Source organism: Rhodospirillaceae bacterium (assembly GCA_016712715.1).
In the GTDB taxonomy this organism is placed as follows: domain Bacteria; phylum Pseudomonadota; class Alphaproteobacteria; order Dongiales; family Dongiaceae; genus Dongia.
Genome location: JADJQM010000003.1, coordinates 1 through 12,702 on the forward strand (window position 1 = coordinate 1; position 12,702 = coordinate 12,702).

The window sequence follows — 12,702 nt, forward strand, 5'->3', positions numbered from 1 at the left end:
TATCTGGCGCAGCGCGCCGACATCGACGCGGCGATCCTGCGCGTGCTCAATGACGGCTGGTACATCATGGGCGAGGAAGTCGCGGCGTTCGAACGCGAATTCGCTGCCTTCGCGAAGACCCGCTTTGCGGTTGGTGTCGCCAGCGGAACCGATGCGCTGACCCTGGGCTTGCGCGCGCTCGATGTCGGTCCGGGCGACGCTGTCATCACCGTCTCGCATACCGCTGTCGCAACCGTTGCAGCCATCGAACTGGCCGGCGCCACCCCGGTACTGGTCGATATCGGCGCCGACTGGACCATGGATCCGCGCGCCCTCGGCAGGCTGCTCGACGCCTGGCCGGCCGGCGTGCCAAAGGCCAAGGCAATCGTGCCAGTGCATCTCTACGGTCAGCCGGCTGCAATGGCCGCGATCGCACCGATCGCCGAAGCCCATGACCTCATCATGCTTGAGGATTGCAGCCAGGCCCACGGTGCCGGCATCAACAACCGCCTGGTCGGTAGCTGGTCCCGCCTGGCGGCCTACAGCCTCTATCCGACCAAGAATCTGGGCGCGCTTGGCGATGCCGGCGTCATCAGCACCGACGATCCGGTCCTCCAGGAAAAGCTCTGCGCGCTGCGCCAGTATGGCTGGCGCGATCGCTACATCAGCGACATGCCGGGTATCAACAGCCGGCTCGACCCCATCCAGGCTGGCGTGCTGCGGGTGAAGCTGCAGGTGCTTGAGCGCGACACGGAGCGGCGCCGCGCTATTGCCGCGCGCTACGATGCTGGGCTCGCTGGCCTCTCCGGCCTCGTCCTGCCCGCCCGCTCGGCCGGCTATGCGCCGGTCTTTCATCAGTATGTCGTCAATGCCGGCCCGCGCCGCGATGCGTTGCAGGCGGCGCTTAAGGCGCGGGATATTCTGACGGTGATTCATTATCCCGTGCCGATCCATCTCCAGCCGGCCTATCGCGGCAAGATCGCCATCGGCCCCGGTGGCTTGCCGCAATCGGAACTGGCGGCTCACTGCGTCCTCAGCTTGCCGATGTTTCCGCAACTGAGCGACGAAGATGTCGACTGCGTCATCGCGGCTATCCGCGGTTTCTGGCAGACCGCCTAGCCGCTTTGCCTCAGCCCATGGCGAGGATCCACTCCAGATATTTGCCGTAGGGACCGCTGCCATAGCCGGCCGCGATCTTGGCCACTTGCGCCGCGTCGATGAAGCCGAGGCGCCAGGCAATCTCCTCCGGCACCGAAATCTTCAACCCTTGGCGCTTTTCCACCGTGGCGATGAAGTTGCTGGCATCGAGCAGGCTCTCCGGCGTACCCGCATCCAGCCAGGCAAAGCCCCGGCCCAGCACCTGGACCTGCAATTCGTTGCGCGCCAGATAAGCACTGTTGACGTCGGTCACTTCCAGCTCGCCGCGCGGCGACGGCTTGATACCGGCGGCGACATCGGCGACGCCCGGGCCATAGAAATAGAGGCCGGTCACCGCCCAGTTCGACGGCGCGGGATTCGGCTTCTCCAGGATCGCCTTCACCTTGCGGTCGGCGCCCATATCGAGCACGCCGTACCGCTCCGGATCGGCCACCCAATGCGCAAAGACGAAGGCCCCGGTCTTGACCGATGCGGCCCGCATCAGCAGGTCACGCAGCCCAAGGCCGAAGAAGATGTTGTCGCCCAGGATCAGCGCGCAGGAATCGTTGCCGATGAACTCACGCCCGATCAGGAATGCCTCGGCGATACCCCGCGGCTGCGACTGGACGGCATATTGCAGCCGGATCCCCCACTGGCTGCCATCGCCCAGCAGGGAGCGGAACTTCTCAAGATCCTCCGGCTTGGTGATGATCAGGATATCGCGGATGTCAGCCAGCATCAGGGTGACCAGCGGATAATAGATCATCGGCTTGTCATAGACCGGCAGGAGCTGCTTGGTCACCACGAGCGTCGCCGGATGCAGGCGCGTGCCGCTGCCGCCCGCCAGAATGATCCCCTTCATGCCCGCTTTTCCTTGTCGTCAGAAATCAATCCGATCCGGCGCCGATCATAGCTGGCCTCGGAACGTGCGCAAAAGGCCGGATTGTCGAGATACCACTCCACCGTCTCGCGCAACCCCCGGTCCACCTCGATCGCCGCGTACCAGCCGATCTCGCTCTCGATCTTGCGCGGATCGATGGCATAGCGGTCATCATGGCCCGGCCGGTCGGTAACGAACGCGATCTGCTCGGCATAAGGACGGCCGTCCGTCCTTGGCTTGAGCACATCCAGCAGCGCGCAGATCTTCTGGACGATGTCGACGTTGCGCATCTCGCCGCGCGCGCCGACCAGGTAGGTTTCGCGCGGACGGCCGCCCGCCACCACCGCGCGCAGGGCCGCCGCATGATCATCGACATGAATCCAGTCCCGCACCTGCTGTCCGGCGCCATAGACCGGCAGCGTCTTGCCGGCCACGGCATTGAGGATGGTCAGCGGAATGAGTTTCTCGGGAAACTGGCGCGGCCCGTAATTGTTGCCGCAATTGGTCAGCAGCACAGGCAGATCATAGGTCCGCGCGAAAGCGCGTGCGAAATGATCGGCCGCGGCCTTGCTGGCGGCATAGGGCGAATTTGGGCGATAAGGACTGTTTTCATCGAAGGCGCCGCTCGCCCCCAATTCGCCATAGACTTCGTCGGTGGAGACCTGCAGGAAACGGAACTGCCCCCGTGCCGTGGCATCCAGTCCGGCGCAATAGTCACGCGTTGCCGTCAGCAGCACCGCCGATCCTTCGACATTGGTGCGCACGAAGGGGACCGGGTCGTCGATCGACCGATCGACATGGCTTTCCGCCGCCAGATGATAAATCGCAACCGGCCGTGTTTCGGCGAAGATGCGGCGGACCGCCGGCGCATCGCAAATGTCGACCTGGTGCAGGCGATGGAGGTCGGGCCGCGCCAGGTCGGCAAGATTGTCCGGGTTGGCAGCATAGGTAAGCTTGTCGATCGTGACGACGCTGGTGCCCAGCGCGTTCAATTGCCCCACCAGGGCCGATCCGATGAACCCCGCCCCGCCCGTGACAATGACCGTCATGCAGCCTCCCCATGCGCGCCGCGGCCGCCGCGTTGGCGGCGCCGCCATGCTTCCTTTCGGACGCCCGGCATTATGAACCGCAGCGGCGATTAGGCAACGAAATATCGGCGGTCAGCGGGTTGTCGGTGACGTGTTGACACCTGCTGGACGCTCTTACATTGTGCGGGAGATGGCCGACCGTTCGCGGCGACAGCCCATTTGAGGGGACCAGAATGGCGATCGAAGCCATGTATCTCAACCTGCTGAACAGCGCCATCTCGGCGCGCCGCAAGGCCGTCGGCCCGGACGTCCGCTTGCGCGCGCTGGCGCTTGCCTATCCCGACCTCCTGGTGCCGCACGCGTCCATGGTGCAGCTGTTCGGCGCCGATCTGGTGGCAAGGCTCCCGGTGCGGGAGGATGCCGACAAGATCTGGGGCTGGCACGGGTTGCAGGGCTGCAAGGAGCCACTCTACGATTCGCTCTCCTTGTTCGACGCCCTGGGTCTCGACGTCACCGTGATCGACATCGTCAACGCGCGCGGTTTCGAGCGCATCGTCGACCTCAACGATCCTCTGCCGGGCGATCTGGTCGGCAAGTTCGACCTCGTCATCGACACCGGCACCTGCGAGCATTGCTTCAATGTCGGTGTTGCCTTCCGCAATGCCTGCGAGGCCGTCTCGCTCAACGGCTTCCTGGTGCATGCGGCACCGCTGAGCCGATTCAACCACGGCTTCTGGAATTTCTCGCCCACCGTCTATCCCGATTTCCTCGGCGACAATGCGTTCAAAATCCATGTGCTGACCGGCGTCACCTGCGACCTGCGCAACGGCTTCAAGCCCTTTCAGGTCGAACCCACCCGCCGATTCGACGCCGCCAGCAACGCCGCGCTCTATGTCGTGGCGGAGCGTACCGAGATCCGGCCGATGGTCTGGCCGGTGCAGCGCAAATACCGCACCGCTGCGACATGAACGTCGCGGGCGGTCAAAGCCTGCCGCCACCGTTGCTGGCGGCGATCGAAAAATGTCGCGCCGAGCCCGGCAACATCATGGCCGCCGGCGAACTGGGCGGCCTGTTCCACGATTACGGCATGACCGAGCAGGCGGAGCATATCCGCCACCAACTGGTCGGCGCTCTGGCGACGCTGTGCGCCAAGGGGGCACCGCCGGACACGATCTTCAACCTGCTGCAGATGCTCTACCAGCACTTCACCAAGAAGATCGAAACCGAACAGTATGCGCGCACCTGCTTCCAGGCCTGGCAGGACAGCGTCGTGCCCTATGGCCGAAAATTCCAGGACCCGGTCCTGCCGCGCAAGCTGCATGCGCCGTCGGCGGCGCGCCCGTGGCGCCTCGGTTTCCTGCTGCAGAACGCGGTCATCCTCGGTCATACCGACGGCATGCTCGAAGTCATCGCCAACCGCCCCCATGGCCTGCCCTGGGCCGACCAGCCCATCGTCTACACCTTGTTCGGCGATCTGCCGGCACTCAACCAGCGGGTCCGCGGGATGGGTGCCGAGATCGTCAACTTGGCCCAGAATAGCAGCGAGTCGGTGGTAGCGCGCATCGCGCGCCTGCGCCGCCGCATTGCCGAGGACGGCGTCACGCACCTGGTCTGGGTCTCTGCGCCCACCACGGCCGATTTTGTGCTCGCCATGCGCCTTGCGCCGGTACAGCTGTTCTGGACTCTCAAATTCCACCCGTTCCGCATCCCCGAGGTCGACGGCTATATCAGCTATGGCGGCTGGTCCGAGACGCGTCGCATGGTCCATGACGAGGAATGGCAGGTGGTGCCGTTCCTCCTTGCCAGGCCATCGCCGCCGGTAGCGCCGGAAGCGGTTGCCGCAGCGCGCGCGCGCTTTGCCCAACATCCCGTACTGTTCGGCGCGCTCGCCCGCACCGAGAAGCTCAATTCGCCGCCTTATCTCGCCGCCGTGGCCGAGATCCTGCGCGCCAATCCGGCCGCCGGCTATCTATGGACCGGACGCGAGCAGCATGACGGCATACAGCGTTTCTTCAACGAGGCCGGCGTAGCGGCGCAGACCCATTTTATCGGCTGGGTCGATACCACGCTCTACGCCCAGGTGCTCGACATCTTCCTCGAAACCTTTCCCTTCGGCTGCGGCGTCACTGCGATGCAGGCGCTGGTCGCCGGAACGCCGCTGCTATCCTTCGCTGCGCCCGAAACGCAATACGGCATGCACTTCTTCCGTCCGCTCGCCGAGGGTGGGCCGGCCGCGCCGGAGATCCACCGATTGCTGGCTGGCGAGAACGCCGCCGGGCCGCTGCTCTATGCCGCCGACGCGGCGCAATATGTCGAGCTTGCCAACCGCCTGGCGCGCGATCCTGCCTGGCGGCATGGTGTCGGCCAGGCCGGACGCGACTATTACCAACGTTATCTCGCCGATTCCGGCCGGATGAGCCAGCGCTTCTATGAGGTCGTCGCCGCCTGCAAGCAGCCGAAGCCGGACGCCTGATCCTCAGCGCAGATAGTTGCCACCGTTCATGTCGATGACTGCACCCGTCACATAGGCGCCGGCAGGTCCCAGCAGCGACAGGACCATCGCCGCCACCTCGCCCACCTCGGCAAAGCGTTTGAGCGGAATCGTCTCCTTGATGCGGTCGAGATCGTTCTGCTGCCGCCCCGCCGTCATGCGCGTGCCAATGACGATGCCGGGCGCGATGCCGATGACGCGCACATCAGGGGCAAGCTTCATGGCCAGCGATTTGATGAAGGTGTTGATGCCGCCCTTGGAGGCGTTGTAGGCATCGTCCCAGCCACCACGATAAGCCGATTGCGAGGACAGGAGAATGATGGCGCCGCCGGCATTGATCTTGCCGCGCAGCGCGCCGCAGGCCAGCATCGGGCTGATCAGGTTGACGTTCATGAGGACGCCGATATCGCCCGGCGCCGTATCCCAGATCGCCTTGCCGATCGCCATGCCGGCCGCGTTGATGAAGGAATCGACCGGACCCTCGAAGGACTGGAACGCGCTCTGCGTCTGCGCTGGATCGGCGAAATCGCACAGCAGATGCCGGGTGGCGCCCAGCTTCACCGCATCCTCGGCACGGCGCACGACCGGCACAACTTCATCGCCTGCACGCTGCAACTCCGCGGCGATCCTGGCGCCGATCCCGGAACTGGCGCCGGAAATCAGATGTATGCGACCCATCGCTCTCCCCTCAGCGTCCTGCCGCCATGTCGGCGTGCAGCTGATGATAGGCGGCCGCGACCGCCTTGCCAAATCGATCGGTATCGAAGAAAGGTGGTGTGCCGCAGGCAATCTCCTGCAGCCGTGCGCGCAGCCCCTGCCGCCGAGCCGTATCTTCGCCCAGGGCTACCGTGAGGTCGACATAGGCGGCGCTGGTCTCGACCACAAGTTCGTCCATGCCGACGCTGTGCAGGATCGCGGCACCCTGCGCCGTACGCAAGGTGCGGCCGGCAAGACTGACAGTCGGCAGGCCGGCCTCGATCGCATCGACGATGGTGGTGACGCCGGTATAGGGAAACGAGTCGAGGCCGAGATCGACATGACGCAGCATGGCGATGACCGCATCGCGGCCGGGCAGCGGCGGCGGCACGATCAGGCGATCCGCGGCAATGCCATGAGCCGTCAGTTGTGTGCGCAGGCGCTGCTCGACTTAGACCCCAGCCGCCCCGAAATGAGGCGGGAATGGATAAAGCAGCAGCCGCGCCTGCGGCAGTCGCCGCAGGATGTCGATCCATACATCGACGAGGTCGGCATGCAGCTTCGTATGATTGGCGCCGGAGGTCAGCAGCAGCGTATCGGGCGCAAGGCCGAGCGCCGCTCGGTCCAGCACCTCGGCAGGCATCTGCCGCGACGGGAACAGGAACGCAAAGCCCGGATCGGGCAAGGCCACGAACTGCTCCGTGAATTCGCTGGCGCAGCCGCGCGCGGCGTAATAGTCGCAGCCGAAATAGACATCCATCTGCGGTGAGGCCGTCGTCACCAGGGTCGAGACGCAGCAGCACATGCGCCGCGCGATGCGGTAGAAGCTCAGATAGGCCGGAACCGAGGGCTTCGCCGTGATGTCGTTGCCGAACAGGACAATATCGAGATCCTCCTGGCGCAGCATTCGCACCGCATCCGGTACAGAGGTCGGCAGCTGCACGATCTTGTTGCACACGGTCTTCAGATGATCGACGAAGGCCTGGTGGCCGCGCGCCTCGACTACGAACAGGATCACCTCGATCCCGGCCGCCTTCGCGTGCTGGAAGAACGGCAGCACCGAGGTCGTCTCCGGGTCCTGCTGCATATGCTTGAAGATGATACCGAGGCGCGGCCGCGCACCGTTGGCGACCGGGGTCGCAAACACATGGCTGCGCGGCACGGCGCTCTGGGACAGGGCATAGCCGAACAGCGCTGCGCGCCGCCCCATGAAACCGGTCAGCAAGAGGTCATTGTGCACGGTGTGGCGGAACTGCGCCCCGTGCAGGAACTGCGCTGCGAGGTCGGCGGCAAATCGCGGCTCGGCTGCGCCGCATGCCGTCTCCACCAGCGCCATCAGGCTGTCAGCCAAAGCGAGATAGTCATCATGCTCGGCCGCGGTCTCGAACCACGGCGGCGCATTGAACAGCAGGCCCCACAGCTTGGCGTTGAGGAAGGCGCGCGGCGCCAGATGGAAGGCCTTCTGCGTGGCGGCGAGCGCGGTCGGATAATCGCGCCGCGACCGCGCACCAAGCGCCACGTCGACCAGCTGCTGGAGCGGATTGGCGGCGGCGTCACTCGGCATCTGGATGTCCCGTCTCTCTCTAAGCAGCCGGGGCCGCGCGCGGTGCCAGCATGGTATCGCACTCTATCACGAAGGCTTGTTGCGCGGTGGCCGATTGCAACGCCGACACCTCATGACCCGCACCCGCCAGGCGAATGAGCGTCGCGCCACTTTCGGCCGCGAATTGTTCCGAACGCGCGATCGGCGCCACCACATCGTCCGCGCCGTGAATGACATGGAGCGGTCCCTTGAACCGGAGCGCGTCGACCCTGATGCGGCAGGCATCAAGGCCGCTAAAGAAATCGTGACTGACGACGATCCCGCTCGCCGGCACATGAATCTGGCCGTTGCCGTGGGTGGCAAGGCCGCCACGCTCCGACAGCGGCTTGAAATAGGTGAGATCCCAGTCGAGCGCTGGCGCGAGGGCAAGCATACCCCACAGCAGGCTGTTGCGCTGTTGCTGCGCCGCCAGCAGGGCCCAGGCGCCGAGGCTGGCGCCGATGCCGAGGCAGTTCCGCAATCCGAGGGTGTCGGCCGCGGCCAGAATATCATCGCGCATGCCCGGCACTGACATGCCTTGGGCTAGCGGCGAGGAGCGCCCCTGGCTGCGGAATTCCAGCACGATGCAGGCGCGTTGCCGTTGCAGCGCATATTGGAGGGCGATGGAGCCGATCGGCTTCTCAAGCGCGCTCTTGCCATAGCCGCCGACCACCAGCAGGCCCGGTTCGGCACCACCCACGCGCACGAATCCGAGGCGGTCGCCGTTTGGCAGGTTCATGGTTTCATGCGGCAGGCTTGCCATGACTAGCCTTCGATCGCGGCCGGGGCGCCGCCTTGCGCCGCCGAACGATGCGCGGCCGCGACGATCCGCATCACCCGCACTCCGCTCTGCCCGCTGGCACGCGGCACGGCACCGCTGCGGATGCAGGTGACGAAATCGGCCATCTCGGCGGCCAGGGCCTCCGTGTCGCCGAGCGTCGGCACGGTCACCTCGCCATTTCGGTAGCTGACGTCGGCGCGGCCCGGTACGACGGCGGATTCGGTGCGCGTGATGCCGCTGTCGAAGATGCGGATTCGCTCGCCGACGCGGCTGTCGTCCCAGGCCAGCATGCGAGCATCGCCGGCGATGACTACTTGACGCTGCTTGAGCGGCGACAGCCAATGAGCCGCGAGATGCGCCACCAACCCATCTCGGTAGGTGAGCGTGATATAGGCAAGGCTCTCGCGCAGCCCGCTGAAACTCGCGGCGGCCGTCGCCGACACGGTTGCGGGCAGCTCGGCGAACAGATGTTCCAGGATGGCGATGTCGTGGATCGCCAGATCGTCGACGATGTTGACGTCGCTCTTGAAGATGCCGAGCCCGGTGCGCACGGAATCGTAATAGAGCGGCTTGCCGAGATCCCCCTGCGCCAACGCCTGTTTCAGGAAAGCCACTGCCGGCGTGTAGAGGAAGGTATGATCGATGAGCAGCGTGCGGCCATGCTGTGCGGCGAGCGCCGCCATCGCCGCCGCGTCGGCGACACTGGTTGCCAGCGGCTTGGTCACCAGCACATGCTTGCCCGCCTCGATGGCACGCTGGCAGATCTCGGCATGGGTCGAGGCCGGCGTTACCACGATGACCGCGTCGATGGTAGCATCCGCGAACACCTCGGCGCTGTCGGCGAGAATCCGCGCGGTGGGATGCGCGGCAGCCGCCTTGGCGCGGTTCGCCGCGCTCACATCGCAGATGAGATCGAGGGATAGCTGCGGATTGGCGGCTGCGTTGCGGGCAAGGTTGGTGCCCCAATAGCCATAGCCGATCTGGGCTACCGAGATGGCCTTAGGCGACGCCATAGCAGGCACTCACGACCTTCATTGCATCGCGGAGATTGCGTTCTTCGGCGCCCGTGATCGCGCGCATCTCGATGGCGACGGCGCCGGTATAGCCGATTTTGCGCAGGGCGACGCCCATGGCGCGGTGATCGACCCGGGACGGTGCGAAGGTTCCGAGCGCCGGTTCGCTGGCATGGGCGTGGCCGATCACATCGGCGCAGGACTGGATGGTGCGCTCGATCGGTTCGCCCTCGCCCGCCAGAAAGGCTGAGTCGAGGTTGAGGCAGATGCCCGGGTGATCGACCAGGCGCACGAAGGTCGCGGTCTCGAGGGTGGTGAGCAGGAATCGCCCCCCGGCATCGGCCGGCACCGGCTCCAGGCACAGGCGCGTGCCGGCATCGGCGAAGATTCCGCCCAGCCGCCGCAGACGGCGCAGCGCGATCTCGGCGGCGGCAGCGGCCGCCAGATTGCCGGGGTCGCGGTTGGCCGGCGCCCCGAACACGATCCGCGTCGCGCCGATATTCTTGGCAATTCCCGCAACACGGCGCAGATGCCGTTTCGTAGCTAGCCAGCGCTCGCCATCGGCAAAGATGTTGAGGCTCGTGGTGCCGAAGAAGATCGATTGCATGCCGATGGTGCGCAGGCCCGCATCCGTGACCTGCCGTGCGAATCGCGCCGTCGCAGCGGAATCCGCCTGCCAGTCGGGCCAGATCTTGGTGGGCGCCACGTCGAGCCCGGCATAGCCGTTCGCGCGCAGCAGGTTCAGCAGCGCCGGGTCATCGCCTTGTGTCCAAGCGATGTTGGAGACCGAGAGCAACATGGAAGCTCAGCGTCGCGAGACGACGAAGAATGCATTGCCATGCGGCCAGGCCGCCGTCCAGCTGTCCTTCACCCCGCGGAAACTGTGCGTGGCGGAATCGACATTCCAGCCGTTCTTCTGGAACAGCTCCATCCACCAATGCAGCGGCTCCATCGTCACATGTGTGATGTCACGGTCGTATTCCGGGATAATGAAGCCCTTGCTGTCATCCTTGCCGATGGGAATGGCGGCGAACATGTGCTTCACGCGGCCGCGGGCCAGCTGCAGCAATTCGGTGAGCTGCGCCTCGGTCAGATGTTCGAACACATCCTTCGACACCAGCCAGTCATAGTCGCGGTTGAAGCAGCGCGGATCCTGCGGCCCGGTGATGCGTGTGCACAGACCGCGCACCTGCGGATCGACCCGGTCGATCGCATATTCCGAAACATCGACGCCATAGGCATCGACATCGAGCAGGCGCAGCGCCTTGACCAGGAAACCCTTAGCGCAGCCGAAATCCAGCACCTTCTCGCCGTGCTTGATCGGCAGGAGCTGTACCAGATGGTGCGCCATCTTGATGGTCAGCTCCGGGAGCCAGGAATAATTCTGATAGCCGGACTTCTGCGTCTGCACGCCACGCTCGAAGTAATCCTCGTCATAGGTGCCTGGGTCGACGACCTGGTTCTCAGCCATCAGCCGGATATCCTCGTTCTTCGCTGGTTTGTTCATGGGAAATTCAGATGTTGGAGGCCGGTTGGAACCTCGACCGAGAGGTCACGCGGCGCGTTGATGATTTCCTTGACGGTGCGGTTGTTGCGCATGAAGAGGCACGACGTGCACACCTTGCGCGGGTCGAAATAGGCCTTCACCGGCTCGGTGTACAGGCGGTTCACCTCGGTGTTGGGCACGGTGCCCCATTTCTCGTGATTGAACTTGCGTTCCGAACTGGTGACGGTGCCGCTTTCGTCGCTGTCGACGAGGACAGTCACGGAATCGCATGCATAGCAATAGGACTTGCCATTCTGCTCATGGCCCGTCGTGTCCCAGAACACGCTGTAGGTCTGCAGGAAGCACTGGCCGCCATCCCACAGTTCCTCGGCCTCCGGCTTGGAGCCATGATACTTGAACTGGTGGAAGATGCGGCCCGTCGGGTTGCCCAGCGCGTCGATATAGCCGAGGCGGAACAGGCGCTCGGCCAATTCCCGGTGCGCGATCAGCTGCATCTCGCGCGTCAGGTTGCAATCGGTCAGCGTGCGGCAATAGTCGAAGCCGTTATCGGCCAAGGATTGCGTAATCCGGTTCAGGATATCGTCGGTCGTCCACGGACCGAACACATAGGAATAGCCGACCGTGATATCCTTGTTGTTCCTGATCAGCTCCGGCATGTACTGCTTGTCGAACCGCTGGTCGGGATAGAAGGGCGACGCATCCTCCGGCGTGATCGAAATGCGGATCCACTGGACATGGCGGTAGGTCTCGTCCGGCACCTTCTGCGGAAAGCCGTTGGTAATGAGGCCGAGATCGATATCGAGCGTCGACAGGTACTCGACGAACTCGGCGAAATGCGGCCACAGATTGGGCTGGCCGCCGCCGGACAGGATCAGGCCGCGCAGGCGGATATCGCTGCCGGTCGCGGCCTTGTAGGCCTCGTTATACTCAGGAAAATTCTTGCGGTTGTAGTCGGCCTGGTCGAAATAGAGGCGGTCGACGAAATCCTTGGCTTCCTGCAGGGTCACGGCGTCTTTGCGGTTGCGCGAGATGGTCGAACAGAACGGACAGCGCGATGCGCAGACCTGATGATTGGTCATTGTGGCGCGGATGATGCTGCCGAACCCGGTGTCGCGATACTTGTCGAAAATGGGTTTGTGGTACCACAGCTTGGCGCCGTTGGCGGTGAAGCTCTTCTCGGCGTTGGTGAGCTGGTGGCGCACCTGGGCCGGGGCCGTGCGCTTCGAGCGCTGCTGGTCGAAATGCCCGCTGTCGAGATCGCTGCGATAGATGCTGAAGGATTCCGTGTCGCCACGCTGCTCGAAATTGGCAAACACGAACTCGGCGATCGCATCGTCGATCGGGCGCGCTTCGATCAAGCGGCCATTGTCGTCGAGGATATCGACCCGCGCATGTTCGGCGCGGTGCTTCCCCTCGGTCTTGCCCTGGAGGACGAGCTCACGGCGTCCGGACCGCTGATTGTCGACATAGGACAGGATAAAGCGCGCTGTCTCCATGCGCTTCAACACTTGCCCCGCAGTCATTGTGCTCATCGATCGCTCTCACCTGGTGAAGACGCTGTGAACCCACTTTCGGCCGGCCCGGATGGTCCGTAACGCCTGATAGCCT

At 64.6% G+C, this 12,702-nt stretch carries 13 protein-coding genes; 3 read left to right on the forward strand and 10 right to left on the reverse strand.

Annotated features, from left to right (window positions below):
* Positions 1–3 precede the first annotated feature (3 nt).
* Positions 4–1,098, forward strand: coding sequence for a DegT/DnrJ/EryC1/StrS family aminotransferase (locus IPK59_17785; GenBank protein ID MBK8160535.1), 1,095 nt, complete (start codon positions 4–6; stop codon positions 1,096–1,098).
* Between the two features lie 10 nt (positions 1,099–1,108).
* Here the strand turns inward: IPK59_17785 and rfbA are convergent, their stop codons facing one another.
* Positions 1,109–1,978, reverse strand: a complete 870-nt coding sequence (gene rfbA / locus IPK59_17790; GenBank protein MBK8160536.1) for a glucose-1-phosphate thymidylyltransferase RfbA — start codon at positions 1,976–1,978, stop codon at positions 1,109–1,111.
* A complete protein-coding gene (rfbB, locus tag IPK59_17795; protein MBK8160537.1) occupies positions 1,975–3,045 on the reverse strand; it encodes a dTDP-glucose 4,6-dehydratase in 1,071 nt (356 codons plus the stop codon). The genes rfbA and rfbB overlap by 4 nt, the downstream gene beginning before the upstream one ends.
* Positions 3,046–3,257: 212 nt before the next feature.
* Between rfbB and IPK59_17800 the strand changes: the two genes are divergently transcribed.
* Together IPK59_17800 and IPK59_17805 are read left to right on the forward strand one after the other, a co-directional pair.
* On the forward strand, positions 3,258–3,992 hold the full coding sequence (locus IPK59_17800; protein ID MBK8160538.1) for a hypothetical protein: 735 nt from the start codon (positions 3,258–3,260) through the stop codon (positions 3,990–3,992).
* Entirely contained in the window at positions 3,989–5,497 is a 1,509-nt protein-coding gene (locus tag IPK59_17805) for a hypothetical protein (GenBank protein ID MBK8160539.1), read from the forward strand. Before IPK59_17800 ends, IPK59_17805 begins: the two co-directional genes overlap by 4 nt.
* A gap of 3 nt (positions 5,498–5,500) precedes the next feature.
* On the opposite strand, the gene IPK59_17810 is transcribed toward IPK59_17805, so the two are convergent.
* From IPK59_17810 to IPK59_17845, 8 genes are read right to left on the reverse strand one after another with little or no spacing between them, the layout of a single operon-like run.
* The gene (locus IPK59_17810; protein ID MBK8160540.1) at positions 5,501–6,193 is read right to left on the reverse strand and encodes an SDR family oxidoreductase; all 693 of its coding nucleotides are present in this window, start codon (positions 6,191–6,193) and stop codon (positions 5,501–5,503) included.
* A 10-nt stretch (positions 6,194–6,203) separates the two neighbouring features.
* Entirely contained in the window at positions 6,204–6,650 is a 447-nt protein-coding gene (locus IPK59_17815) for a hypothetical protein (protein ID MBK8160541.1), read from the reverse strand.
* Between the two features lie 12 nt (positions 6,651–6,662).
* The gene (locus IPK59_17820; GenBank protein ID MBK8160542.1) at positions 6,663–7,775 is read right to left on the reverse strand and encodes a hypothetical protein; all 1,113 of its coding nucleotides are present in this window, start codon (positions 7,773–7,775) and stop codon (positions 6,663–6,665) included.
* A gap of 19 nt (positions 7,776–7,794) precedes the next feature.
* Positions 7,795–8,556 carry a hypothetical protein gene (locus IPK59_17825; GenBank protein ID MBK8160543.1) on the reverse strand — a complete coding sequence of 254 codons (762 nt, stop codon included), beginning with the start codon at positions 8,554–8,556 and terminating at the stop codon, positions 7,795–7,797.
* Between the two features lie 2 nt (positions 8,557–8,558).
* Entirely contained in the window at positions 8,559–9,587 is a 1,029-nt protein-coding gene (locus IPK59_17830; GenBank protein MBK8160544.1) for a Gfo/Idh/MocA family oxidoreductase, read from the reverse strand.
* On the reverse strand, positions 9,574–10,386 hold the full coding sequence (locus IPK59_17835) for a sugar phosphate isomerase/epimerase (protein ID MBK8160545.1): 813 nt from the start codon (positions 10,384–10,386) through the stop codon (positions 9,574–9,576). Before IPK59_17835 ends, IPK59_17830 begins: the two co-directional genes overlap by 14 nt.
* 6 nt (positions 10,387–10,392) lie before the next feature.
* Positions 10,393–11,094: a methyltransferase domain-containing protein gene (locus IPK59_17840; protein ID MBK8160546.1), complete on the reverse strand. Its 702-nt coding sequence runs from the start codon at positions 11,092–11,094 to the stop codon at positions 10,393–10,395.
* A complete protein-coding gene (locus IPK59_17845) occupies positions 11,091–12,626 on the reverse strand; it encodes a radical SAM protein (GenBank protein MBK8160547.1) in 1,536 nt (511 codons plus the stop codon). Before IPK59_17845 ends, IPK59_17840 begins: the two co-directional genes overlap by 4 nt.
* Positions 12,627–12,702: the final 76 nt, after the last annotated feature.